Raw genomic sequence first — 23,597 nt, forward strand, 5'->3', positions numbered from 1 at the left:
ATGACGGGAACCTCTCGCGGCGTCGTCGTCGCGATGGTGGTGGTCGCTCTCCTCGCGGTCGCCGCGGGAGCGACGGGCGTCGCCGCCCAGAACGGGACCAACAACTCGTCGACGAACGCGACGGCACAGACGGGGCCGTACGAGCTTGAGGAGCTTCGGTCGTGGGGCGTCCGCGGCTCGGAGGCGGCACCGCCGTCAGTCCGCCGCTACGGCGACGGGCAGCTATGGCTCAGATACGCGCCCGCCTCGATCGGCGGCAACCCCGACGACTCGCAGACGTACCAATATCTCACGAAAGGCACGACGATCAAGCGCGACGAGGTCTACCTCGGCGGGTTCATCGGCTGGGGTGCGAACGAGGAGCTCGACGTCACGATCGTCTACTGGAATGACGGAGAGCAGCGCGTCGAGGACGACGAGGGGAACGTCCGGTACGTACCGGCGGCGGTCGATCAGACCGTCGACGAGACGAGCGTGACGCTCTCCGGCGGGTACGCCGAGGAGGCGATCGAACTGCGCCCGAGTTACGACGAGGCGCGGCACGTGACGATGTTCGTTGAGGGCGAGGAGGGCTCGGCGACGTGGCGCTTCGACGTCAAAACCTCGCCGACCGCCGAGCCCGTCAACGTCGACACGGCGGGCGATCTCGCGCTATGGGCGGTCGGTTTTCTGATCCTCACGCTGGTCCTCACGCTCGCGTTGATGAAGATCGCGCATCGGTGGCACGAGCGAGCCGGGAAGGGGCCGGGCTATCCGATCTGGCTCTACCTCGCCGGGGTCGTCCCTGTCGGCTTTATGACGCTGATGCTCGGCTACCGGAACGTACTCGATACGATCGCACAAGCGCCGTGGATCCTCGTCCCGGGCGTCGCGCTGTTCGCGACGATCGCGGCGATCAACTGGTGGGGAGACGACACCGAGCGCGTCGGCATAATCCACGTCGATCTGACCTCCCCGCAGGCGAACGAGGACGGATCCGGGGAGATCCCGGTCAACGTGCGCACGTATGAGATCGCCGAGGTCGGCGGTGTCCGTGGCCTCGTCGTCAACGGGATCACGCCGTACCTCGCCCGGGCTCGAGGAGCGATCCCCGAGCTTCGGCTGTTCTGTATGGGCGAGGAGCGAACGAGCGACCCGAGCCTCGAGTTCTCCGGCGGGACGGGGATTTTCGATACGATCTACTTCGCGGACCCGTTCGACGAGGATCCGCTCACCGTCGAGCGTGAGGGGTGGTCGTTGAGCCACCTCTACGACGCTCCGGAGATCGATCCTGAAGCGTCGACGGTCGACCGAGTGGCCGTACACGCGAGCTCGATCGCGTGGGAGAAGATCATCCCGGCGATCGGGATCGTCGCGGCCGGGTGGATTCTCGGCGGCGCACTCGCGGCCTCCGGCGCGATCGGGGCGCTCGTCGCGCTCCTCCCGGCCGGGATGTGGGTGGGGCGTCCGATTAAGGGCCGCGCGGAGTGGCACGTCGCGCCGTCGTCGTTCGGCTCGGTGATCGTCTCGCTCATCAACGCGACCGAGCAACTCGAGGAGGTCGCCGACCGCGACTACTTCAAATCGAAGTATCAGGAAGAGCTCGGGAAGAACGTCGCCGAGCGCAAGAAGACGAAAGAGGAGACGGAGCTCGGGAAGTTCGACGAGGTGTTGTCAGCGATCGAGGAGGGCAACCCCGAGAGCCTCTCCGAGGCGATCGACGACGCCGACGTCTCCGGAGGTGCGACGGCGGATGACTAACGCGATCACGTGGGGCGTCGATCCCGACGTCGACGAGGACTCGGACGCGGGGACGTCACCGAGAATCGATCCGCCGAGCTTCAACAAACCCACGCGCCCGGCGCTCGAAACGCTCTCGCGGGATCAACGTGAGCTCCTCCGATCGTGGCTCGCGGGCTTCGCCGATCGGGCCGGTCTCCTCCGGTGGTGCCACGAGGCGACGATCGCGACGCTCGGACAGCTCCCGCCGGAGTGGCATCGAGACCGCTTGATGTCGCTCTCGGAGCTGACGACGCTGGTCGTCGTCGACGCGGAACGGGAGCGGTGGCTCGACCAGGACGCGCTTCTCGACGCGGAGCGGGCTCGGGAGTGGCGGCTCGCGGTCGCGTCGAGTGACCTGATCCCCGCGTGTCAGACGGCGCTTCGTCGGATCCGGTGGTCAGCCGTGGAGTACACGAGCGACCACGACGACGACAACCCGGCGTACGTCGACGTCGCCGACCAGGACGAACCCGCGATGCGGCCGGGGCTCGGAGAGACGGCGACGCGTCAGCGGTGGGTGATCGAGCGCGGGCTCGCGGGCTTCGACTCCCGAGACGAGATCGTCGAGAGCTGGATCCCGGTCGCGATCCACGCCTCGTTTGGCGAGCTCGACGAGAGCCTCGCGTCGGCGTTCTGGTCGGAGCGACCGCTCCGTGCGATGTTCGTCGATCGCGACGACCCGGCCGCTCAGTTCTACCGCGAGTCGTTCCTCGCGCTCGAGTTCTTACCCGCGTTCAATGCGGCCGTCGAACAGCTCGCAGACCGCGCCGGAGAGGCTGTCTCCGGCGGAGAGAAAACCGACCACAGTCCAGCGAAGTACCCGACCCGATGAGCAAAGCACTACACTCCGCGTTTCGCGCGGTCACGACCGAGTCGGAGATTCGAGACCAGCTCTCTCGAGTGTTCGACTTCCACGAGAAAAGCGCGCAGGCGTACGGAGACGCCACGCTGAACCGACACAACGACGGGCAAGACATCTACAAGGATCTCGGGATCGCGCCGTTTCACAAGTACCTCGCGCTCAACGAACGCGAGGGAAAGAACGTCGCGACGTTCCCGAGTGCGTGGGTGACGCCGCTGGTCCACCTCAAGGGCCGCGAGATCGACCTCGTCGAGTCGTTGGCCGGAGAGGTGGACTACGACCCGCAAAACCCGCACCCGTCACACGAGGCACTCGAGGACTTCTCGCGGCCTCGGGCGAAGGTGCTCGAATGGATCGCCGACGACGACGGCGATCGGACCGGGTTCAAAGCTCAGGGGAAGCGGACGATCGACGCGTGGACCGCGGGCGGGACCGACTACTTAGCGTACGGGAAACCGGGGAGCGGCAAGTCGACGCTGATGGACTTCACCGCGGCCGTGCTTCAACAAGTCAACAACGAGACGGTGCTCCTCGCGGACACGCTCGACGACTCCGGAACGAACGAGCGCGCCGAGTGGCTCCCCCTCGCGCCGTGGACGACGATCGCGATCCCGGCGGGGATCCCCGTCGAGGTCCGGATCGTTCCGGAAGCGCCGGAGGTCTCCTCGTTCACGATCGACCTCGAGGAGATATGTCGCGACGTCGTTCGCTACTCCTCTCCGGTCGATCTCCTCGGCCAGCTCGTCGAGGGTCAGTTCTACGTGGTGTTCCCGGATCCGCTCCACCGCGGTTGTGAGGACGTCTCTCGCTATTCCTTCCACGGACCGGAGCGAGTGACGCCGGTGGGAGAGCCGGGACCGAGCTCGCCGACTCCGGCAAACCAGTGGTGGTTTGCGTTCGTCCAGGCGCGGATCAAGCGCGACATCTTCGCTCACTGGACGTCGATCCTCTTCGACGAGGCGGGGAACCTCTTCGATCCGGACGCGGAGAAGGACGAGCACGACGAGTATCAGAAGATCCGCCAATGGGCGAAGGACTTCGCGGACGCGCGCAAAAAGGGCGTGAGCGTGTTCACGTACGCTCACGCGCTGAGCGAGGTCTCGCACTTCTTCCGAGCGAAACAGCGCTGGTGGGTCACGATGAACGGCGCGACGCCGCCGGTCGGGAAGTCGCTCCCGGGCGACAAGTCGTGTCCGATCCCGACGACGCGCTACTCGCGACAGATGGAAAGCGGCGAGGCGCTCGTCTGGAATTCGACGAACTACGCTTCGATCAACTGGCCGAACATCAAGCGGGGTGCGCGGCTCGACGCGGAGGTTTCGATCGATTTCGATCTCGAGGCGGTGGGGCTATGATTGATTTCGAAATTCGATTTTTCGAGAGAAAATCGAAAAAGAACGATCGAACCCGTGGGTCGAGATCGGGATCCACACCTCTCGCGGCTGACAGACCGATCGCGAGCGCGCGATCCGAGCGCCTCGCACGCGCGCGTAGCTTCAACTACTACGCCGACCACCCCCCTACCCCCCTGAATAGCGACGTCGGCGAACGATTCGGTGATATGATATGACAGACTCAAAGAGATTCATCGCGACGCTTCTCGCGTCGTTGATCGTGGTTTCGAGTCTCGGCGGCGTCGCGATCTCGCCAGCCGGAGCAACGAACAGCGGACCCGCGGGGATGCTCGCGCTCGGGGACGCGCAGGTGTCCGAGGACATAGCCGCGGGCGCTGACGTGCCTATCCGCGCGAGCGACCTCGAGGGCGCGATTTACGCGAGCGAGCACGCGAGCACGCTCGAGGTCGTGCTCACGACGCCCGAGCGGGCGGACGAGTATATGGGCGAGAACGCGAGCGTGCTCGCGGACGACGAGATCGCGATCGTCCTCCGTGACGACGAAGTCCACGAGGGCCGCGACGTCGCCGTCGACCTTGACGTCCTCGAGGCCGGAGTCGGGTTCGTGCCGAAGGTCGCGTACGGGACGCACGAGGACGGGGAGCGCTGGGAATCGGCGATCGAGCGCGACGGGATGGTCGGAACCTTCCACGTGCCGCACTTCTCGACTAATACGGTCTCGTTCACGGGCGGCGTCTCGATCAACGCGAGCCCAGCCACAGACGGTTCGACTTTCGAGTACGAGCTCTCGGACATCAATGCGGTGAGTGATCCGATGATAAATTTGACAGGGAATACCACAACGGAGAACGAGTCTGTGTCGGGATCTGTGTCGATCGGAGATCCCTTTACCGTGGATGTTGAGGGCAATGCCGATCCGGAGGGACATACGATGCCGGATTCTCAAATCTCCGTAACCGGCGGGACCGTCTCGGAACGCATCGCAACGGACACACAGGGATCGGTTACCATAGATTCCTCGGAGGTTAGTTTTGACTCGCTCGGACGTGTCTCTGGGGATCTTTTCGTGACTGGGGGATCCTGCAAGTGTGACGCGAGTGATGTAACTATTACACTGTCCGTCGATGGGACTCAAGTCGCGTCGAACAGTTGGGAGAAAGTTTACGATGGACAGTATGAGATTGGCTATCCGGAATACGATGGTGGCGTGGGTTTCGGTTTTGATGTTCCGGATGAACACCAAGATTTTGACTCGGCAACGGTTTCCTACTCGTTGGACAACCCACCGTCAGAAGACTATTACCCTCAATTTACGGTTAATGGGGTATCAACTGCTCCGGATAACGTCGCTGTCTCTGTCAATGGACTAGAAAGCGCCTCTCTCGGCGACCTTGACGATGGAGAGACAAAGACCACGGCGCTCGATTTGTCGACAGGTAGTAACGATATCAATATCACGGGATCGGTGGGAACAGTCGATTACACGCTTGATTATATAGAAAGGACTGTTACGGAAAATCCCACAGTCGAACTTAACGGCGAGACCGTCTCGCACTCGGGAACACTCTCCGATGGCGAAACGACTACTCTATCGCTCGATTCGTCGGCACTCGAGGAGGGAACGAACCGAATCAATGTCTCTGTCGGCGACGGTACACTCTCCGATGGTTCACCAGATCCGAGCGTCGGGCTTGAGTACAGCCACGAGGCCACCGACGAGCAAACCGTCGACTACTCCGCGGAAGCGTGGAGCGAGCGCTACAACGTCTCGCACACGTTCGGCGATGCGAGAGAGGATCCGACACTGACGATCCCGTTCGACGGCGAGGTAGTCAATATTGGTTCCGTAGAGGTCCGCCGAAACGGTTCCTCTTGGGAGCTCCCGAAAGAGTGGGTTCACGACAATACGACGCTGATCGTCGGCTTCGATCCCGTCGAGAGCTCGGAAACGCTCGAGGTCCGGGCGACCGGTCGGAAGGTCCGAACGCTGAACGGTGAGATCACGGTCACCGACCCGACCGTCGAGGGCGACTCGCTCAACTCGGAGATTGAGATCATAGACCGCTCGGAGGACTTCGCGATCGACGTCTCCGGATCGGACCGGATTCACTACACGTCAGAAGAGTCCTGGTCGGCCTCCCCACACGTCATCGTCGACTCCTCGGGAGGTCAGGAGCTCCGACTCCCTGATGCGTCGGAGGGCTCAACAACGCGCGTGCGTACGGCTCCGCTCAACGTGGTTCCCGAGTCGGGCGAGTCGGAGGTCGTGATCGAAGATCCCGACGAGCCGCGGTTCAAGATCCGCGAGGGCAACACGACCGGCGCGTCGAACGTCGACGTGACCTATTACGACACGCTCTCCGGTGAGCGCTACGTTCTGTGGAGCGAGACCCAGGATCGAGAGATCGACGCCGACCGAGCGGAGAGCCCGGTCGACTTCACGACGGACGGGAACGCCGAGACGTACACGATCCGGCAGATGGACGCACCTGGTTCCGGAGTCGGTGGCACCGCTCCACCCCGGACTCAACAAGCTGGCGCGCCGCTCGTGTTGGTCGTTCCGGCCGTGGGTCTCTCCGTGACGGGGCTCTTTTGTGCCGGACGTCGGTTCGGCGGCGCGAGCGGGATTCGAGGGAACGCGCTGCTCCTCGTCGGCTCGACAGTCGTCGCGATCGCCGCCGTCGAGCTCGTTGCGCCGGGCACGCTCTCGTCGATGTTCTCGACAGTCGTGTTCGCGGTCGGGGACTCGATCGCGGGCGGGATCGGAGCGGCCTTCGCCGCGATCGCGGTGTTCCTTGCACTCTGGCAGATCCAAGCCCGGACCCGGGCGACAATCCCGTGGTGGGTGATCGGTCCCGCGATGGGGATCTCAGCGATCGCCGCGCTCGAGGCGATCCGACCGGGATCGATTCTCGGGGCGCTCGAAGTCGTGCTCTCGGAGTACGGCGGGCTCGTCGTCCTGGCGACCATCGGGCTCGTCGGGTATCTGATCTACCAGCGGCGACAGACCGCACAAGCCGAGGCGTCGACGCCGGATACCCAGGTCACGCTTGATCTGAGCGGGAACAGCGAGGAGTGAGGATGTCCGCGATCATCGAGGCCCTTCGTATCCTCGGGCTCCGGGGGAGCGCTATCGGGGCCGCCTCGCTGGTTCTCGTGGCGTTCTATCTGTGGCGGGCGAAACGGATCGGCTCGCGCGCGGCGACGATGAGCGCGGCCGCGATCGCGTACTCGGTGGCGAGCCTGGTCGTGCTCGCGCTCGTACTCGCGCTCGGATGGGCGGACCCAAACCCGGGTGTGGCTATGGAGCACGTACGCGAAGGCGCTTCGGTCGCGATCGAGCGCGGAACCGAGCCCGCGCGCCGCGTGTTCCGGTGGGTCGTGGAGATACTGTTCTAACCGACGTCGTTCTCACTGCGCTTCCGAGTGGTCATAGGATGATTCACAAGCTGGTTGATTTGAGGACTGTCTGAAGTGAATTGCCTGTTCAGTAGCTATGCGTATCGACGGTGGGGTTAGAACGCTGGCTAGAACGGAGCACAGCTAGCGTCCCACATAGATTTATATAAGATATACGATTAGTGACGTAGATGTCTACCCATTCATCCTCGCGTACGGAGGACGAAGAGCCACCATCACGGAGGGATGGCTTTACATCACGTATTCGAGGCGTTCCGCCGAAGCAATGGATCGCTGCCATTCTCACCGGGTTCGTCGGCAGTATCCCCCTTGGGCTAATGATGCAGTACGGTAATCCAGAACCGCTCATTGCGCTTGCACTCCCGAATATGTACGGCTTAGCTGGTCCGAACCTCCTGCTTGGGTGGGCCATTCATCAGTTCCACGGGGTTGCCCTTGCAGTCCTCGTTATTGCAGCCGTCCAGTGGTCGCCCATCCGATCACTCGCAACGACGGTTCGTGGCGCACTCGGATTGGCCGTTCTCGTCGGCGTCGTGACCACCGCACTGCTTTCTGTCCTGCTGATGCCTCTGTGGCTCCAAGCCGTCGGGTATCCGCACGCGCCAGTATTCCCCGACTTGACGATGCCGGAGAAGGTATGGAGTGTCGGCGGCCACATCGTCTACGCGCTCCCGGTGACCGTCGGGTACGCCCTGTTGGCGAGGGAGTAACTCGTGACAGCCATCGAAACCCTCGACTCACTGACGCTCAGTCTCCACATCGTGGCGGGGTTCGTCGCGTTGTTCGGTGGTGCGGGGGCGTTTCTCACGAAGAAAGGCGGTCTCACGCATCGACGCTTCGGTCGCGCATACGTCTATTCGATGGCGTTCGTGGCGGCATCTGCCCTCGCCCTCTTCGTCTACGATGCCACGCCGACACGGCAGTTTCTTGCGCTTGTCGCCGTGTTTAGTTTCTACTTCGTGTTCTCGGGCTACCGTGTCCTCTCGCGGAAGCGACCAGCTGACACACCAACTGGTCTCGATTGGGGCGCGGCCATCACACTCGTTGCCGTCGGCATCGGCCTTCTCGCACTCGGAGGCCTACGACTCTTGGAGGGAGAGTCCTTCGGTACGGTGATGGCAGTCTTCGGTGGCATCAGCGTGGGATTTGGCGTCCGTGATGTTGGCCTGTTTCGAGACGGCCAGCCCGAATCGCGGGCGTGGCTGTACGAACATCTTTCCCGGATGGGGGCGGGGTACATTGCGACGGTCACTGCGTTCTCGTCCGTGAATTTCGTCTTTCTTCCACCAGTTGCCCGCTGGTTATGGCCAACGGTCATCGGTACACCGCTCATCACACTCCTCGTCAGGCGGTACTAACCCACATTCAAATCGCCGGTCAAATCGATTCGTGCATCCGCTGCACTAACTGATACAGCTTTCGTCTGTACTGAGCGAATCGACGGAGCGGAAAACGAGTAGAAGAACCGTTGTATTACACCCATTACTGCGTTTCAAATAGAGGGTCGAATTTTTGCGCAGCCGCAGGGGTATTTCACTTTCACCCCGGTTACGATACTTTATTTTTCATTGCCATATCATTATTCAATACCTGATCGCAAGGAATCCAAATATGCCAATAAGTAAGAACTGGAGTAAAGCGACAACGAATCACATCCAATCAAATGCACCGAACAAAAAGGGGATCTACGAATTGAGATCTTTCGGCGAAACGGTATATATTGGTAGTTCAAAAGATCTGAAGAATAGATTACTGACTCATCTTAACGAGCGAAATCCGAATTATTACCGTTACCAGACGGTCGGATTTCTAACGAGCCCGCAAAAAAAGGAGAGGAAGCACTATGATCAACACGTCGAGAAGACTGGGTCGTCTCCCAGATGGAATGACAGACGTCCTTAGTTGAACCTCAGTAACGCACTGTTTCAACTGAAGGGTTCGAATTTTTGCGCAGCCGCAGGGGCGGTGGTCCGTCCGAGGGCGTGCGGAGTCTTTTGGACTCGTGGCCTTAGCCACACGTTCTAACGGACGATCGGCCTCCCCCCGGCCGATCGTCCGCGACCGAGAGCTCTCCTCGTCGTCGCGATCGCGGTCACGGTCACAGCAAAACTAGGGTCGAACCCGGGAAAATTGTCGCGCGAGCGCCGTAATCAGGGGTACAGGATAGTGATGCCTCTCACGAGGGACCGCTCTACTCGGTGACGTCGTCGATCACCCTCCGACGTCGGGCGTCACAGAGCTCATCCAGCGGGCGGCCGTGTCGTTCTTGAGCGAGCTGCTCGGCGTCCTCCACCCAGTCGGGCTTACTCACTTCTCGCGTCGTCTTCGCCGCTGACGGTCGCCACGAATCGAGGTTCGTGATTCGACGGCGTTCCCCGTCGATCGTCGTCACCTCCAGGGCGAACCGACGGATCGAACGGTACCGCTCGCGAGCGGCGAGCCGAATCGACCGAATAACCTCGGCCAGATCCTCGCGATCTTCGGGACGGTACCCGACTTCGAGCGTCTGTTTCACCTTCCCCTCGCTGATGCTCACGTTGTAACGTTGCTTGACCTCAGACCACTTCGAGCGCGCCCGGTCCTCCACGGCGTCCGCGGCGTTCATCACCGCGTGCTCGACGCTCTCGCGGAACTGTGATTCCGCAGTCCGAACCCGCTTGAGGAGCATCTGCTCTTTGTGCTTCGAGTCGATGCTCAGCCCGTCGTAGGCATCGCGAACGACGTCCTCACAGCGGTTCACGAACCGGCGAACCGTGCGATACGAGTAGCCCGTCCGATCGGCGAGCTCGTCCCGCGTGGGACGACCACCGTCGGATATGAGTGAGTCAATAAGATCCCGGTCCGATTCGAGCGTGTTTCCCCAGAGACGCATCACGACGTGCTCTTGTTCGTCCTCGACGTCGGGCAACGGACATTCAACGAGCTTCACCGATCGGTGCGACTCCGACGTGGCAGAGAAATACTCGTCTGTAACGAATACGTCGCCGTCCGCTCGAACGGGAAGGTCCGCCCAGTCGAGATAGTTGTAGAGCGTCGTATCGAGCTCTCGAACCGCTTGGTCAAGCTCACTCCATCGAAGCGTTTCGTCCGTTCGCTTCGTCTGATAGGAGACTTCGAGCTTCGGGTGATACAGCGCGTCGCCGGGTTCGAACGACGAGGGATCCTCGGGGTAGTAGTGTTTGATCTCCTTGCCGAGCTGGTGGCCGGGAATGATGTCCCGGGCCCGCTCGTCGTCGACGGTCGTGGTCACGAAGTAGCCCGGAATCTTCGTGTGGTCTTCGACGTGCTTCCGGTATCCCTGCTGACCGGCCTCGAGCACCGCGTGGGTGCGGGCGATCGGACCATCCGCGGCGTGCAGCGGGCTCGACTTCGAGCGGTGCACGCGAACGTAGCGGGCGAGGTCGATGACGTTGCTCATCTCGTGCGGCTTCTCGAAATACCGATACGAGACACCGAACGCGGCCATTGCCGTTTTCACGAGCTCGAGATATCGCGAGTGTTCGATGTTCGACGCTTGTACCTGAACGTCGATGTACGGCTTTCCGAGGTCGGGTACTCCCTGAATCTTCTTGCCGTCCTTCGTCATCCCGGGCCACCGAGGCCGAATCGTCATCGTCCCTCCACGAACGCGCTTAGACTTTTGCGCTGGTTCTCCGTCGTACAGTCCGTCCTTCGCGACGAAGTAGATCCGGAAGAGCGGGACCGACTCCATTCGGTAACTCTCGTGGTCCCACGGATCGACCGGTTGTTGATCGTAGTCCGCGGCGAGCGCCCAACTCTGGCCTAAGAAATCCATCGTCTCGGTCGGCTTTCCCTCGGTTTTCCAGTCGTCGTACTGAACGCGGATCACCGAGTTGAGCGCGTAGTAGGGATCTAACCCGTCCTCGTCGAAAACAAAGTGAATATCGGCCTCGTGAGATTGCGGCTCGACGAACTCCCCCGTAGTCATCGGATCTCACTACCTGACCGTCGGGGATCGTGACCGAGGACGTCGACGAGCGTACCGAGACCGTACCCGCAGTTCACGCAGACCTTCGTGTACGGCGCTGGTCCGTCGACGAGCTCGTGTTCGCCGGGATCACACGCGACCTCGTCGACGCGATGGCCCGGATACTCGTTCTCCTTCGGTGGGAGTGAGACGTCGGTCGAGAACGTCACGGTGCGGGCGTCCTGTAGCCGTTGTCGGAGGAGTCGACGGTGACACCACCGATCGGACGCTTCCCAGCAGACGAGCCACACGGCGCGCTGTGCGGCTTCCTGTTCGACCGCTTCGAGAACTTGTTGCGTCGGACCCTTCTCGAGATACTCGTGAAACCGAGCCTCGAAGTCGACACTCTTCCACGCGACGCGACGAGGTTCCTCGTGACCGTCTCGGTCGGCGGCCTCCTCGACTTTCTTGTAGGAGTCCAGGAGATCGTCCGGCGGCGCGAGCGTCGGGACGTGACGGTCGACGAGCTCCTCCGCCCAATCGGGAAGATCGCGACGGACGACCGCGAGTACCTTCGACTCGGGAGCGGGCTCGTCGTAGCCGTTCGCCAGCGCCGAGAAGTACGTCGTTCGGATCACCGACCGTCACCCCCGAGGCGGTCGAAGACGTGCGTCCAGGAGAGCCGAGCGAGCGTTCCCTCCGAGCGGTCGATCGAGTACCAGCGATCACGGAGGAGCTCGTCGACGATCGACGCGGGGACCACGGCGACGGCCAAGAGCTCGCGGTCTCCGTCGACGTCGTCGTAGACCGACAGCGCGTAGTAGGCACTCGCCTCGAGGAGCTTTGCGTGCTGTCCGTCGTCGCGACCTTTGAACAGCCACCGTCCCGCGATCGTTTGATCGCCGCCGTTGGACGTCCGGCGCTTCGCGCTCTTCGTCTCGATCTCGGTGCCGACCTCGAGGAGCGGGACGCCGAACCGGATCGGGAGATCACCGGCGACGGTGTCGGGAGCGAGGACGCTGGTGGTGACCGCGTCGTAGTAGGCGTCGGAATCGTCGGCGACGCGAACGGGGCCGAGTGCGTCGACGACTCGGAACTCGACGTCGACGCCGATCTCTTTCGCTCGGGCGACCCGCGGTGAGACCTCGGTGCTCAACGTGGATCACCTCCATAGGAGCGGCCGGTTCCGTTGGGAGTCACCCGTCGTCACCTCCTATGATAACGGCCTCAGAAGCGCGCACACGCGGGCCGTGATTGCGTCCCTGCTGCTCGGCGGGATCGGGGTATCTGACGTGCTGACCAGCGCCGGATCCCTTCTGTAGACGGGCGCGGCTGTCACACGCGAGACAGCGGTGAACGTGGCCGTCCTCGTCGCCGAAGGTCCGCGCGAAGTCGCGGCTGACGTGTGCGCCACAGTTGTGGCAGTGGGATCTATCTCCAGGTGACCACCCCGAGAGATCCATCATCGGATCTCACCTCGGGTTTGCGAAACCGACCGCCGGACAGCGCGGACCCGCGGATTGTCACAACATTTGATCGGCTCTGAGAGGAAAATATCAGATTCCTCAAAACCAGATAACAAGCCTATAGAGTCCTCTAAGGCCAGAATAGCATTAGGGAAGAATCGCCTTGTTAGGCCATGGGCGCTGCAGGATTTGAACCCGCGACAACTTGGTCCGAAGCCAAGCACTCTGTCCAAACTGAGCTAAGCGCCCTCACTTCGGAATAATCGCGTGGGTCGGTTTAAACCCACGGATTTGCCACGCCGTCTTGGCCGAGAATCCGACGAAACACGTCGTCAAAACCAGCCGACAACGGGGTCGTAGACGCACGAATAGCCATCAATCAGTAGTAGTAGAGATTCAGCGATTCTCTCGTTGCTCTACCTTGTTCAGGTAGCTAAAATCCACTATACATTCGAATGGAAAATACAGAGATCCACGTCATGAAACCCCGGAATACGCCAACTTAGGCCCTGAGGCAACGGCGCATATAAATAAATCCTACTGGGCGGTCGATGCAGTCGTACTTGCAGGCGGGGGAGGATGACTTAGAGGAGGGGGATGTTGCGGAGCGGGCTCAGTAGTCGGGGGAGTCGTTTTCTGCGTAACGGTTGTTCCTGTGAGTGAAGTCTCCTTCGTCGTAGATGAAGCTGTTTTCGACGCCGGAGGTGCGGTGTCCGATGGTGGAGTCGTAGGTCATGTCGAAGAATGCATAGCTCGTATTGGGGAACCCACTGTTCTTCATGTCGTCGGAGGGTTCGACGAGGAATGCGGAGTCCCTATCGAATCCGCTTCCAAGGTCATCTACGTCGAGGCCAATCGTCCAGTGACCAACGCCGCTGATTTCACAGTCGATGTATGCGGGCATCATACTCCACGGGTCGTTCTGAAGGATGCATGCCATGAGGACGGACTTGGATGAGCAGTCTCCGTAGTGTTCGTACAGGATGACGCTGGGCATCGGGTCAGTTCCCTGTCGGAGGTACGGAATCATCTGAATCATGTCCCCGAGGACTTCAAGGCGGTTGTTCGAACCCTTGACGCCGATGTCAGCGATGGCGGTGTGGGTTTTGGTGGCGAGTTCTTGGAAGTGGCTGATTTCGGTTGCGTGGTGGGCTTCGTACTGCTGGCCGTAGCGGTACTGATACCGGTGGCTTCCATTCTGGTAGCGGTTGATGGGTTCGTGTTTGATGTGGCTGGAGACGCCGAAGATTTCGCCGTTATAATTCGTCCGGGTGACGAGGAAGACGGTGCGTTCGTTGTCCCCATCGCGGGTTTCAACGTATCCGGCGGGTTCGGAGGTTTCGCTTCCGCCGCCGATGCCTCCGATTCCTCGGGGGTTGTCGTGCTTGCGGAATCCGTCGGGTTCTGTGTGATAGGTGTGGTTGAGATACTCGCTGTTCACCCAGTTGACGCCGTTCTTGTGGCCGACGCCGACGAACTGGTGGCGTTTGATGATGAATTCGTAGTCTTCGTTGAAGGTGGCGTCTACGGCGACGAGTTCACAGATACTGCCTGCACCTCGTGGGAGATTGATGTTGGAAATATCGAACTCGATTTCGTGTGTTTCGAACGTGTTGCCTCCGCTCGATTCGAGCGTCTGGGTAGTAGACTTAAAGTTGCCGTAGGTGTCACGAACGTAGAGGCGGAGTTCGAGGTCTCGTTCTACCTGCGTCTGTTCGAGGGTGGCCGTTGCCATCTGCTCACCGTGAACTTCGATGGTGAACAGCGTGTTATCGGGGTGGTCAACGGACATATCGTCCGGGTCTGGGCGACCTTCGGCAAGGGGCAGGCGATAGAGCGTGTAGTCCCTATTCGGGGCGTTGAAGCTGAGAGCGGCGGTGGGCGTGTCGTTGGTATCGCCGTCGGGTTCGGTGTCGTTTTCGGGCGGGTCTTCGTAGTCCTCTCCGGCGCTACTCCCGGGGTCTTTATCGCTACAGCCGGCGATGCCTGTGCTAAGACCGAGAGCGCCTAGCTGGATAAGGCGGCGACGAGTATACCCCGGTCTGTTCATGACCAAATCATATCAGAACGACCTAAAGTCGTTTCCTTCGGATTCTAACAAACTCGGGACTCAAATGTATACATCGCGGCTAATGACTACCGCTATTGAGAGGAATCGATCCCGTTGGAGGAACTCAGTCGGCTTCACGTTCGGATTGAACGACAGCCGCCGGACATACAATTGATAGCCTACAACGGGAGAGAACAGCGATATCAGCGGCTCTCGCGCTGTTCGACCTTGTTCAATTCGATGAGCAGGCGAAACACCGCTTTCACGAGATTCGAATCGACATCGAAGTTCTCCGCGTTGCGCCCTGCGCGTTCCATCACGCGTTCTTCTTGCCCCTCGTCCGTCGTCGGCAGTCCGCGGTCGTCTTTCACCTGTGCGACAGAATCGGCCACGTACGTCCGTCGAGCGATCAGTTCGACGATATCTCGGTCGATCTCTTCGATCTCCTCGCGCAGTTCGTCCAGTGAGGCCGCGTCGGCCTCGGCGTCAATGTCCGATTCGGGTGTGTCTTGACTCATAGAATGCGTGCTCCGTCCGTTCTGGTCGTCGTTCGCCACGTTCGACCGCTTCGTTCGTCCCAGCGCTTCTGCACCGCGTCGAGCCCTTCGTCGTCGCCGACGGCCACGACGCTCGGACCGGTGCCCGACAGCGACACCCCAGCGACGTGCGGCATCGCCTCGATCGCCGGTTCCGCCGAAAACCCGAGCGCGGCCGAAAAGGCCAAGCCGTTCACGGTCATCGCCTCGGCGTAGCGCCCGTCGAGCGCCAGGTCCGCGACGAGCTCCGCCATCGACGCGACGTTCGCGCAGCGCTCGACGTCGGCGTCGGCGCTGTAAGCGCGCTCGGTGGGCGTCCAGACCAGCACGTCCCACTCGACCTCCTCGCGGGCGAGGAGCTCATCGGTGTCGTTGTCGGTGACGGTCACGCCGCCGAGCATCGACGCCGACGCGTCGTCGAACGCGCCGGTGACGGTCACGCCGACGTCGTGAGCGGCTTCGACGCCGAGGCGGCACGCTTCCAGCTGCTCGGGGTCGGCGCCGAGCGCGTCGGCCGTCGCCAACACGGTCGCGTTGGCCGCTGCGCTCGAACTTTTCAACCCCGCGGCCATCGGGACGGCGCTCTCGGTTCGGACGCTCCCGCCGTACGTCGCGTCACCGTCGCCGTACGCCTCGATCGCAAGTTCGACGCACCGCTCGATGAGACGGGTGTCGGCGTCTCCGTCTTCGGCGACGGTACCGGTGACGGTCTCGGAGTCGTCGAGTTCGACGGTCGCCGTCGTCTCGGCGTCGATCGCGAACGCGGACCCGACGCCCGTCGAGAGGGCGTTCAGCACGGTGCCCGCCCCCAAGGCGACTGCACGGCCGTACATACTCGCTGACTGTCGACCGAAGGGAAAGGTGTAGCGATTGTTCGTTGTGAACGACGGCCTCACTCGGCCGCGTCGGCGTCGGCATCGCCGCGTCGAATCAGCCCCAGCACGCGCCAGGAAACGACCGGTTCTCCCGCCGGATCGCGTCCCGTCACGTCGACGTCGACGTAGCCGCGCCGCGGGTCGGAATCCGAGGGACGCATTGCGACGACCTCGACGTCGACGGAGAGGGTGTCGCCGGGTTCGACCGGTCGGAACCACCTAAGATCGTCGACGCCGCGGCCGCCGAGGAACGCGACGCGGGCGAAGAACGCCGCCGTCGCGAGCCGGTTGCAGGCGCAGTAGCTGTGCAGGCCGCTCGCGACGAGACCCTCGAAGGGCGATGCGTCGTCGGCCTCGTCGCCGAGGTGGAACGGCTGCGGGTCGTACGCCGTCGCGAAGTCGACGATCTCCTCGCGGGTGAACGCCACTGTCTGATCCGCCTCGAAGCGGTCACCGACCGAGAGATCGTCGTACGTCAGCGGCTCGTCGGGCGGGGAAATCGGCGTTGCGTCCGAGTCCGGCGGATCTGCATTCGTCATAGCGTAGTCGTCGATGAGCGCGGTGAAAACGCCTGCGCTCGCCGCGGTCGCCTCGACGGAACGAAGGCCATTCGCAGCGGGCGTCGCCATCGCGTTCCTTTTGAGTCGGCCGCTCGTGTCTCGACATATGAGCGCGCGCAACGACGTCCCGCCGAGCACCGTCGGCGTCGAACTCCTCGATTACGGCGTCGAGGTCGAGTACTCCGACGGCCGGAAGACCGTCTACCGGGGCGTTCCTGAACCGGTCACCGACACGCTCACCACGCCCCCGAAGAAGGAGACGCACGTCCTCGTGACCGATCCCACGGAGACGGAGGGCGTGATGCTGTACGTCAACGATCTCAAGACCCACGACGACATCCTCGAATCGACGGGCGTCGGTCGAGTGATTCTCGACGACGGCGACGCTGAGGAGATCTTCCCGGGCGTCACGGTCCGCCGTCCCGGCGGGATGCGGACCGAGATCGAAGCCGATCCCGAAATCGCGCGCGGCCGGGTGTTCGTCTTCGTCGAGGACGACTGGAGCGAACAGTCCTACGAGTTCGTGCAGAAAGTCGAAGAGAGCGCTGCCGACGACCCAGCCGACGCCGCTGAGAACACCGACGGCGAGTGATGGCGCTCAGAAAAGGGTGGGAACCGCTGACTCGCAAAACGGTCGGATCCGCACCGGAGGCGTACGGAATCGTCGAATTCGGTGACGGTTCGGGAACCGTTGTCGAGGCCGCGGCGGGCTTTCTCCCGGACGAACTCCGCGAGGAGTTGGCCTACGGCGACGCGGAACAGGTCCGGTGGCAACGAGCGCAGTCGTTGGAGCACGCCGAGACGTTGCTCGACGAGCGGTAGGATTCGGGAGCGTCAGTTCTCGTCGGTCGGATCCGTCGGCGTCCCCGAGAGACTTCCGTCCTCGTCGAACCGCTTCGCGCGCAGGAACCGCGTCCGGTAGCGGTTCGCGCCCTCGTAGACGTCGGCCTCGCGGATTTCGTCGATTCGGCCGTCCGCGACGGCGTCGACGATCGCCTCGACCTGTTCCTTCTCGGAGGGTGTCAGCTCGAACTCGTAGGTGTGCGTCTCCTCTTCTTCCAGTTTCGTCCACTTGCGCGCGGCGGCGACGACGAGCGAGCAGGGTTCCCGGCAGGGGAACGCGCCCGCGCCGTTGTCGGCGGCGAGGTCGTCGCCCTCGTCGTACTGCCACTCGCGGCGCTTGAGACACTGCGAATCGACGCAGCACGCCTCGGCGACCCACTCGACCGCCTCTCGCGGGAGGTCCTCGATGATGTCGTAGATCCCCGTCTGCCGCTCGGCAGTCTCGCGCCAGTGAGTCACGTCGAGTTCGTCCTCGCGTTCGAGGTTCCAGTTGGCGACGGAGGCGGGGTAGAGCACGTCGAGCGTCTCGACCGCGTCGCGACCGCCGAGGTTCTCGAAGATCCACCCGGAGATCAGGGTCGGCGCACTCTTGAGGGGCCGGTACCGCCCGCGGTCGTCGTCCGTCGCTATCTGCCTCGCGTCGAGCGGGTCGTCGTAGCCGTCGAGTTCATCCTCCGCGGCGCCGACGTCGTCGGCGTGGCGGATCTCATAGCGCCGGTCCCCGTTCTCACCGAGCGTCGCGGTCACGACGACCTCACCCCACTCGGTCTCCATCCCCGAATCCAGGTCGACGTAACGCGCCGGAACCGACCGCTCGTCCGCCGCCTCGGCGCGGCGGAGGAAGGCGCGCCGGTGCCGACCGCGGTGGCCGACGGTCTCCTCCCAGTAGTGCCAGTTGGTGACGTACGGCGCGACGCCGTCCTCGGTTGCTGCTGCTCGGAACTCGGCCTCGGAGAGTCCGCGATGGTCCCCGCTCTCCGGTGTCGAGAGCGCGTATCCGTCCGCGTCGGTGGCGGCGGACAACCCGTCGAACTCGATCGGACCGTCGTTCGAGCCGAGCCGTTTCAAGAGCGCATCGACTTGCTCGTCTCTGACGTCGACAGCTGTCGCCTGCACGTCAGTCACCCGCCGCCTGCGTCTCTCCGTCCGTGTCGGTCTCTCGCGGTTCTCTGTCTGTGTCGGTTTTCCCCGGCTCCCCGTCCGCCTCCGTCTTGCGGGTCGCCTCGCGCACCGTCGCGATGGCCGATTCGATGTCGGCACCGGCGTCGGCGGCGCGTTCGAGGATCACGTCGGCCATCAACCCCTCAGTGCCGACGGCTCCGGCGTACCAGATGCGGTGGCCGTCGACCTCGCTGGGGACGTCGTAGCCCGTCCGGTAGTCGTCTGTGAGTCCCATATCCTCCGGGATATCCTCCTGCGTGTGGAAGCCGTCCGCGATGAAGAGCGGCACGACGACGACGTCCTCGCTCTCGAAGTACTCCGTGACGTCGTCGACTTCGGGCTCTTCGTCCATATAGAGCGCCTGGACTTCCTCGAACCGGTCCATCGCTCGGACGCGCTCGGCGTGGTACTCGATCGCCTTTGCAGAGTTTTCGTTGCGCTCGGTCCCGTGGCCGACGACCGCGAGCCCGAATCCGTCTCCCACCTCGGGGTCGCCCGTCACCGTCTCCGCGCGGCGGACCAGCACGTCAGTCATCGCCTCGTGCGTGCCGACGGGTCCGCAGTAGTGGACCGTTTGGCCGGTGTCTTCCGCGACTAACGTCGCCGTGTCCGCGCTCAAGCCGTCGGAGTCCCACGCCGAGACGTCCCAGCCGTCCAAGCGGAGTTCGCGCGGGATCACCTGTTCGGTGAAGTAGCCCTCGCTGACGAACAGCGGGATCACGAATACCTCCTCGGACTCGACGGTCCGGAGGACCTCCCTGAGGGAGGGCTCTTCCTTCCAGAATCCCGTCTTCACTTCGTCGAACGCGCCCGTCGAGCGGATGGTGTCCGCGTGGGCGTGCGTCGGGGCCGACGAGTCGGGGTTGAGATGCGACCCGTGCGCCACGATGACCAGCGCTTGCATACCTGGAGAGGAGGACGGAACGCCCTTAGGGACTTCGGCCCCGCGGGTGAGCGCCCGGCGAGTTGTGGGGATAAATGACCCGCGGATTTTTCTCCCTCTCCCGCGTGCCGGGTGATATGTCACTGGCCGCCGACACGCGGGCCGCCGTTCGCGCCCGCCCGTGGCTCCTCAGCGCGCTCCGCGCTGGCGTCGTGAACTACGCGGCCGCCGCGGAGTCCCTGGACGTCGACGGCGACGCCGACTCCGTCGCGACCGCGCTGCGGCGCTTCGCCGACGACCTGACCGAACTGGAGACGACCGACCGAGACGTCACCGTCCGAATGCGGAGCGGCGTCGGCCTCGCGGGCGTCGACGTCGACGGCGACGAATCGGACCCGAACGTGGGTGACTCCGCATCCGACGACGTCGACGCGCTGCTCACCGTCGGCAACGCGTCGATCGTCACGAGCGACGGGAGCCTGACCGCGATCGTCGTCGACGGCGACGTCGACTCGAAGGCGCTCGCGTCCGTCGTCGAACGGCTCGCCGCGGAGAACGTCCTGGTCGACGCCGCGGGTGTCGCGGGCGACCAACTCGTGGTGGTCGTCCCGCGCCGGGACGGCGCGAACGCGCTCCGACACGTCGAGTCGGCGCTCGAATCCGTGCCCGCGACGTGAGCGGCGCGAGCGGCGTGAGGAACGTCCCGGCTCCGTTCCGACGATTTAACAACGACCACGCGAGTATTCTCGTCCGATGACGCTGTCCGTGACCAACACCCTGACGGGCGAACGCGAGGAGTTCGAGCCGCGGAACGACGACGAAGTCCTGCTGTACGTCTGTGGGCTCACGGTCTCGGACGACGCGCACCTCGGGCACGCGCGCCTGTGGGCGCAGGCGGACGTGATGCACCGCTGGCTGGCGCACGAGGGCTACGACGTCCGACACGTCGAGAACTTCACGGACGTCAACGAGAAGATCGTCGCCCGGATTGGGGAGGACGAGTTCGGCGAGACCGAAGACGACGTGGCCGAGCACTTCACCTCGCACGTGATTCGCGATATGCGCGGACTGAACCTGCTTCGCGCTGAGGTGTACCCCCGCGTCTCCGAACACGTCCCCGATATCATCGACCTCGTGGAGACGCTCGTCGACCGGGGCTACGCCTACGAGTCGAACGGATCCGTCTACTTCGACGTGACCTCGTTCGAGGACTACGGAAAGCTCTCGAACCAGCGCCTCGACGAGATCGAATCACAGGGCGTCGAAGACGAACGCTCGGAGAAGCGCCACCCGGCGGACTTCGCGCTCTGGAAGGCGGGTGCCGTCGATCCCGACGACATCGCTGAGCACCGCCACGCCGACCTCCCGTCGATCGACGATCCCTGCGGACAGACGTGGGAGTCGCCGTGGGGTGAGGGCCGCCCGGGCTGGCACGTGGAGTGCTCGGCGATGTCGATGACACACCTCGACGAGACGATCGACATCCACGTCGGCGGCCGCGACCTCGTCTTCCCGCACCACGAGAACGAGATCGCCCAGAGCGAGGCCGCGACCGGTCAGCAGTTCGCGCGCTACTGGCTCCACGTCGGTTTGTTGCAGACGGGGGGAGACAAGATGTCCTCCAGCCTCGGTAACTTTCTCACCGTCGACGGGGCGCTGGAAGAGTACGGCGTCGACGTCGTCCGGACGTTCTATCTCTCCACCGCCTACCGCAGCGAACAGACGTTCGGCGAGACCGAGATGCGCGAGGCCGAGGAACGCTGGGAGCGCCTCGAACGCGCCTACGAAGCCGCGGTCGACGCCTGCGACAGCACCCACGCCTACGCGAAAGTCGAAGACGAGCGGTTCCGCGAGTCGCTGGCGGAGTCCCGAGCGGCGTTCCGCGAGGGAATGAACGACGACTTCAACGTGCGCGAGGCGATCTCGGCGCTGCTCGAACTCGCGAGCGCGAGTAACCGTCACATCGACGAGCGCGATGAATACGACTTCTGGGCGCTTCGAGAGACGGTCGAGACGTTCGAGGACCTCGGCGGCGACGTGTTCGGGCTCTCGTTCGGGCGGGACGGCGAGGAGGGAGGAACCGTCGCGCTCGCCGAGGAACTCGTCGAATTAGTCTTAGAGCTCAGAGAAGCCGAGCGCGAGGCGGGCAACTACGAGCGCGCGGACGACCTCAGAGACGACCTCGCGGCGCTCGGCGTGGAAGTCCACGACGGCGGCGACGGCCCGTCGTTCCGCTTCGAGTAGCGCGTCGACTGGGCTTTCCGCCAACGATCACTCGTCGGACCGCTACGTCATCGTGAACAGGTGCGTCTCGTCCGGAATCTCGAACAATCCCATCCGAACACCAGCGTCGAGCCATCCGTACCCGTACGAAAAGGCCGCGAGCGCGTTGACGGGGTCGTCGGTCTCGCGGAAGTGACGGCCGTCTTCGAGGTACGACAGCGCCATTTCTCGGATTTCCGCGGCGGCGTCCCCCAGCGGGGTCGACGCCGGAACTGCGATCTCTGCCTCCGCGAGCGCGTCGGCGAACATCCCCTCGTAGCGGTCGGTCTTCTCGATCAGATCCGCGGGCATACGCTCTTCTCGTCGCTCCGGCGGTAAGAATACACCCGGATCAGATCAGTATTGTGAATATACAGCAATACAGTATGGCGGCACCCTCGCACGACAGCGGAACCTAAAAGGATCGGTCCGACGAAAGAACGGATATGACAGACAACGCCGACGACGCCGTCGAACATCGACCGCTGATCGTGTCCGGGTCCGGAATCGCGGGACTCTCCGCCGCAATCTACGCCGGTCGGTCGAACAACGAACCGCTGGTCTTCGAGGGCGACGAGCCCGGCGGACAGCTCACTCTCACCACCGAGGTCGACAACTACCCGGGGTTCCCCGAGGGCATTTCCGGCCCCGAACTCGTCCAGAACATGAAGAAGCAAGCCCAGCGCTTCGGTGCGGAGATCAAAAACGGCATCATCGAGTCCGTCGACGCCGACGACCGACCGTTCACGGTCCGACTCAAGAACGGCGACGTCTACACCGCCGACGCGATCATCGCCGCCTCGGGTGCCTCCGCCCGCACCCTCGGTATCCCCGGCGAAGACGATCTGATGGGCTACGGTCTCTCGACGTGTGCGACCTGCGACGGCGCGTTCTTCCGCGACGAGAAGATTATGGTCATCGGCGGCGGCGACGCCGCGATGGAGGAGGCGAACTTCCTCACCAAGTTCGCCTCGAAAGTATATCTCGTCCACCGCCGCGAGGAGTTCCGCGCGGAGGACTACTGGATCGACCGCGTGATGGAGAAAGTAGAGGCGGACGAAATCGAGATTATGCGGAACACGGAGGTGACAGAACTCCACGGGAGCAAAGCGGACGGCGTCGACCACGTCACGCTCGTCAGCCACCCCGAAGGCCACCCGACCGCGAAGCTCGACGACCCCGAGACCGAGGAGTTCGACTTCGACGTCGGCGCGGTGTTCTACGCGATCGGTCACACGCCGAACACGTCGTACCTCGAAGGCACGGGCGTCGAACTCGATGACGAAAACTACCTGATCGCACAGGGCGGCTCCGGCGGTAACCAGACCGCGACGGACGTCCCCGGCATCTTCGGCGCGGGCGACGTCGTCGACTCTCACTACCAACAGGCGGCGACGGCCGGGGGGATGGGCGTGATGGCCGCGCTCGACGCCGACGACTACCTCGAAGAGCTGAAGCGCGAACAGAAGGCCGCCGCGACGAGCGAGGTCGCTGCCGCCGAGAGCGACGACTAGAACCTACCTTTTTACTGCGGAGGGGTCCGCGGGACCCCTCCGCGCAAAAACCTAGAGGGAAAAACTCCCCGCTCGGTTCGCTTTGCGAGCCTCGCGGTGAACGCCGCGCTCCGCGCGGCGA

24 protein-coding genes and 1 tRNA gene are annotated in these 23,597 nt (G+C 63.2%); 13 read left to right on the top strand and 12 right to left on the bottom strand.

Annotated features, from left to right (window positions below):
* From FJT57_RS00665 to FJT57_RS17340, 8 genes are all read left to right on the top strand, one after another.
* Complete coding sequence (locus FJT57_RS00665; RefSeq protein WP_144900890.1) at positions 1 to 1,740, top strand: hypothetical protein; 1,740 nt, start codon at positions 1 to 3, stop codon at positions 1,738 to 1,740.
* On the top strand, positions 1,733 to 2,593 hold the full coding sequence (locus FJT57_RS00670) for a hypothetical protein (protein ID WP_144900891.1): 861 nt from the start codon (positions 1,733 to 1,735) through the stop codon (positions 2,591 to 2,593). The genes FJT57_RS00665 and FJT57_RS00670 overlap by 8 nt, the downstream gene beginning before the upstream one ends.
* The gene (locus FJT57_RS00675) at positions 2,590 to 3,978 is read left to right on the top strand and encodes a hypothetical protein (RefSeq protein ID WP_144900892.1); all 1,389 of its coding nucleotides are present in this window, start codon (positions 2,590 to 2,592) and stop codon (positions 3,976 to 3,978) included. The genes FJT57_RS00670 and FJT57_RS00675 overlap by 4 nt, the downstream gene beginning before the upstream one ends.
* 211 nt (positions 3,979 to 4,189) lie before the next feature.
* A complete protein-coding gene (locus tag FJT57_RS00680) occupies positions 4,190 to 7,057 on the top strand; it encodes a hypothetical protein (RefSeq protein WP_144900893.1) in 2,868 nt (955 codons plus the stop codon).
* A gap of 2 nt (positions 7,058 to 7,059) precedes the next feature.
* Entirely contained in the window at positions 7,060 to 7,377 is a 318-nt protein-coding gene (locus FJT57_RS00685; protein WP_144900894.1) for a hypothetical protein, read from the top strand.
* 191 nt (positions 7,378 to 7,568) lie between these two features.
* Positions 7,569 to 8,108 (top strand): hypothetical protein, encoded by a 540-nt coding sequence (locus tag FJT57_RS00690; protein ID WP_238993869.1) that lies wholly within the window; start codon positions 7,569 to 7,571, stop codon positions 8,106 to 8,108.
* 12 nt (positions 8,109 to 8,120) lie between these two features.
* Entirely contained in the window at positions 8,121 to 8,756 is a 636-nt protein-coding gene (locus FJT57_RS00695) for a DUF2306 domain-containing protein (protein WP_144902455.1), read from the top strand.
* A 253-nt stretch (positions 8,757 to 9,009) separates the two neighbouring features.
* On the top strand, positions 9,010 to 9,300 hold the full coding sequence (locus FJT57_RS17340) for a DUF7508 domain-containing protein (RefSeq protein WP_144900895.1): 291 nt from the start codon (positions 9,010 to 9,012) through the stop codon (positions 9,298 to 9,300).
* Between the two features lie 289 nt (positions 9,301 to 9,589).
* Here the strand turns inward: FJT57_RS17340 and FJT57_RS00705 are convergent, their stop codons facing one another.
* The 9 genes from FJT57_RS00705 to FJT57_RS00745 form a co-directional block, all read right to left on the bottom strand.
* Entirely contained in the window at positions 9,590 to 11,347 is a 1,758-nt protein-coding gene (locus tag FJT57_RS00705) for a DUF7845 domain-containing protein (RefSeq protein ID WP_144900896.1), read from the bottom strand.
* Positions 11,344 to 11,964 carry a DUF488 family protein, N3 subclade gene (locus FJT57_RS00710; RefSeq protein ID WP_144900897.1) on the bottom strand — a complete coding sequence of 207 codons (621 nt, stop codon included), beginning with the start codon at positions 11,962 to 11,964 and terminating at the stop codon, positions 11,344 to 11,346. The genes FJT57_RS00705 and FJT57_RS00710 overlap by 4 nt, the downstream gene beginning before the upstream one ends.
* On the bottom strand, positions 11,961 to 12,482 hold the full coding sequence (locus FJT57_RS00715) for a hypothetical protein (RefSeq protein ID WP_144900898.1): 522 nt from the start codon (positions 12,480 to 12,482) through the stop codon (positions 11,961 to 11,963). The genes FJT57_RS00710 and FJT57_RS00715 overlap by 4 nt, the downstream gene beginning before the upstream one ends.
* Before the next feature lie 40 nt (positions 12,483 to 12,522).
* Positions 12,523 to 12,792, bottom strand: a complete 270-nt coding sequence (locus FJT57_RS17410) for a DUF7563 family protein (RefSeq protein ID WP_144900899.1) — start codon at positions 12,790 to 12,792, stop codon at positions 12,523 to 12,525.
* A gap of 174 nt (positions 12,793 to 12,966) precedes the next feature.
* Positions 12,967 to 13,041: transfer RNA gene (locus tag FJT57_RS00725), tRNA-Arg, on the bottom strand.
* A gap of 364 nt (positions 13,042 to 13,405) precedes the next feature.
* Positions 13,406 to 14,842 (bottom strand): hypothetical protein, encoded by a 1,437-nt coding sequence (locus FJT57_RS00730; protein ID WP_144900900.1) that lies wholly within the window; start codon positions 14,840 to 14,842, stop codon positions 13,406 to 13,408.
* 203 nt (positions 14,843 to 15,045) lie between these two features.
* Positions 15,046 to 15,360, bottom strand: a complete 315-nt coding sequence (locus FJT57_RS00735; RefSeq protein ID WP_144900901.1) for a chorismate mutase — start codon at positions 15,358 to 15,360, stop codon at positions 15,046 to 15,048.
* The gene (locus tag FJT57_RS00740) at positions 15,357 to 16,211 is read right to left on the bottom strand and encodes a shikimate kinase (RefSeq protein WP_144900902.1); all 855 of its coding nucleotides are present in this window, start codon (positions 16,209 to 16,211) and stop codon (positions 15,357 to 15,359) included. Before FJT57_RS00740 ends, FJT57_RS00735 begins: the two co-directional genes overlap by 4 nt.
* A 59-nt stretch (positions 16,212 to 16,270) precedes the next feature.
* Entirely contained in the window at positions 16,271 to 16,792 is a 522-nt protein-coding gene (locus FJT57_RS00745) for a MaoC/PaaZ C-terminal domain-containing protein (protein WP_144900903.1), read from the bottom strand.
* A gap of 127 nt (positions 16,793 to 16,919) precedes the next feature.
* Between FJT57_RS00745 and FJT57_RS00750 the strand changes: the two genes are divergently transcribed.
* On the top strand, positions 16,920 to 17,405 hold the full coding sequence (locus FJT57_RS00750; protein WP_144900904.1) for a DUF5796 family protein: 486 nt from the start codon (positions 16,920 to 16,922) through the stop codon (positions 17,403 to 17,405).
* Positions 17,405 to 17,635 (top strand): DUF7508 domain-containing protein, encoded by a 231-nt coding sequence (locus FJT57_RS00755; RefSeq protein WP_144900905.1) that lies wholly within the window; start codon positions 17,405 to 17,407, stop codon positions 17,633 to 17,635. Before FJT57_RS00750 ends, FJT57_RS00755 begins: the two co-directional genes overlap by 1 nt.
* 12 nt (positions 17,636 to 17,647) lie before the next feature.
* Here FJT57_RS00755 and FJT57_RS00760 read toward each other — a convergent pair whose 3' ends face one another.
* Entirely contained in the window at positions 17,648 to 18,781 is a 1,134-nt protein-coding gene (locus tag FJT57_RS00760; protein ID WP_203229061.1) for a DR2241 family protein, read from the bottom strand.
* Positions 18,774 to 19,721, bottom strand: a complete 948-nt coding sequence (locus FJT57_RS00765; protein WP_144900906.1) for a CbiX/SirB N-terminal domain-containing protein — start codon at positions 19,719 to 19,721, stop codon at positions 18,774 to 18,776. The genes FJT57_RS00760 and FJT57_RS00765 overlap by 8 nt, the downstream gene beginning before the upstream one ends.
* A 116-nt stretch (positions 19,722 to 19,837) precedes the next feature.
* On the opposite strand from FJT57_RS00765, the gene FJT57_RS00770 reads away from it, so the two are divergent.
* Positions 19,838 to 20,377: a DUF7523 family protein gene (locus FJT57_RS00770; RefSeq protein ID WP_144900907.1), complete on the top strand. Its 540-nt coding sequence runs from the start codon at positions 19,838 to 19,840 to the stop codon at positions 20,375 to 20,377.
* 76 nt (positions 20,378 to 20,453) lie between these two features.
* On the top strand, positions 20,454 to 21,944 hold the full coding sequence (gene cysS / locus FJT57_RS00775) for a cysteine--tRNA ligase (protein ID WP_144900908.1): 1,491 nt from the start codon (positions 20,454 to 20,456) through the stop codon (positions 21,942 to 21,944).
* Positions 21,945 to 21,986: 42 nt separating this feature from the next.
* On the opposite strand, the gene FJT57_RS00780 is transcribed toward cysS, so the two are convergent.
* A complete protein-coding gene (locus FJT57_RS00780) occupies positions 21,987 to 22,274 on the bottom strand; it encodes a DUF357 domain-containing protein (protein ID WP_144900909.1) in 288 nt (95 codons plus the stop codon).
* Positions 22,275 to 22,408: 134 nt separating this feature from the next.
* On the opposite strand from FJT57_RS00780, the gene FJT57_RS00785 reads away from it, so the two are divergent.
* A complete protein-coding gene (locus FJT57_RS00785; protein ID WP_144900910.1) occupies positions 22,409 to 23,476 on the top strand; it encodes an NAD(P)/FAD-dependent oxidoreductase in 1,068 nt (355 codons plus the stop codon).
* Positions 23,477 to 23,597 lie beyond the last annotated feature (121 nt).

Origin of the sequence: Halobellus captivus, assembly GCF_007655485.1 — an archaeon.
Classification (GTDB): Archaea; Halobacteriota; Halobacteria; order Halobacteriales; family Haloferacaceae; genus Haloquadratum; species Haloquadratum captivum.

Coding starts and splice junctions, on each gene's coding strand:
- FJT57_RS00680 (WP_144900893.1), top strand. CDS start 4,190: ATGACAGACTCAAAGAGATTCATCGCGACGCTTCTCGCGTCGTTGATC.
- cysS (WP_144900908.1), top strand. CDS start 20,454: ATGACGCTGTCCGTGACCAACACCCTGACGGGCGAACGCGAGGAGTTC.
- FJT57_RS00665 (WP_144900890.1), top strand. CDS start 1: ATGACGGGAACCTCTCGCGGCGTCGTCGTCGCGATGGTGGTGGTCGCT.
- FJT57_RS00770 (WP_144900907.1), top strand. CDS start 19,838: ATGTCACTGGCCGCCGACACGCGGGCCGCCGTTCGCGCCCGCCCGTGG.
- FJT57_RS00675 (WP_144900892.1), top strand. CDS start 2,590: ATGAGCAAAGCACTACACTCCGCGTTTCGCGCGGTCACGACCGAGTCG.
- FJT57_RS00735 (WP_144900901.1), bottom strand. CDS start 15,360: ATGAGTCAAGACACACCCGAATCGGACATTGACGCCGAGGCCGACGCG.
- FJT57_RS00705 (WP_144900896.1), bottom strand. CDS start 11,347: ATGACTACGGGGGAGTTCGTCGAGCCGCAATCTCACGAGGCCGATATT.
- FJT57_RS00755 (WP_144900905.1), top strand. CDS start 17,405: ATGGCGCTCAGAAAAGGGTGGGAACCGCTGACTCGCAAAACGGTCGGA.
- FJT57_RS00750 (WP_144900904.1), top strand. CDS start 16,920: ATGAGCGCGCGCAACGACGTCCCGCCGAGCACCGTCGGCGTCGAACTC.
- FJT57_RS00785 (WP_144900910.1), top strand. CDS start 22,409: ATGACAGACAACGCCGACGACGCCGTCGAACATCGACCGCTGATCGTG.
- FJT57_RS00745 (WP_144900903.1), bottom strand. CDS start 16,792: ATGACGAATGCAGATCCGCCGGACTCGGACGCAACGCCGATTTCCCCG.
- FJT57_RS00730 (WP_144900900.1), bottom strand. CDS start 14,842: ATGAACAGACCGGGGTATACTCGTCGCCGCCTTATCCAGCTAGGCGCT.
- FJT57_RS00670 (WP_144900891.1), top strand. CDS start 1,733: ATGACTAACGCGATCACGTGGGGCGTCGATCCCGACGTCGACGAGGAC.
- FJT57_RS17410 (WP_144900899.1), bottom strand. CDS start 12,792: ATGATGGATCTCTCGGGGTGGTCACCTGGAGATAGATCCCACTGCCAC.
- FJT57_RS00740 (WP_144900902.1), bottom strand. CDS start 16,211: ATGTACGGCCGTGCAGTCGCCTTGGGGGCGGGCACCGTGCTGAACGCC.
- FJT57_RS17340 (WP_144900895.1), top strand. CDS start 9,010: ATGCCAATAAGTAAGAACTGGAGTAAAGCGACAACGAATCACATCCAA.
- FJT57_RS00780 (WP_144900909.1), bottom strand. CDS start 22,274: ATGCCCGCGGATCTGATCGAGAAGACCGACCGCTACGAGGGGATGTTC.
- FJT57_RS00690 (WP_238993869.1), top strand. CDS start 7,569: ATGTCTACCCATTCATCCTCGCGTACGGAGGACGAAGAGCCACCATCA.
- FJT57_RS00765 (WP_144900906.1), bottom strand. CDS start 19,721: ATGCAAGCGCTGGTCATCGTGGCGCACGGGTCGCATCTCAACCCCGAC.
- FJT57_RS00685 (WP_144900894.1), top strand. CDS start 7,060: ATGTCCGCGATCATCGAGGCCCTTCGTATCCTCGGGCTCCGGGGGAGC.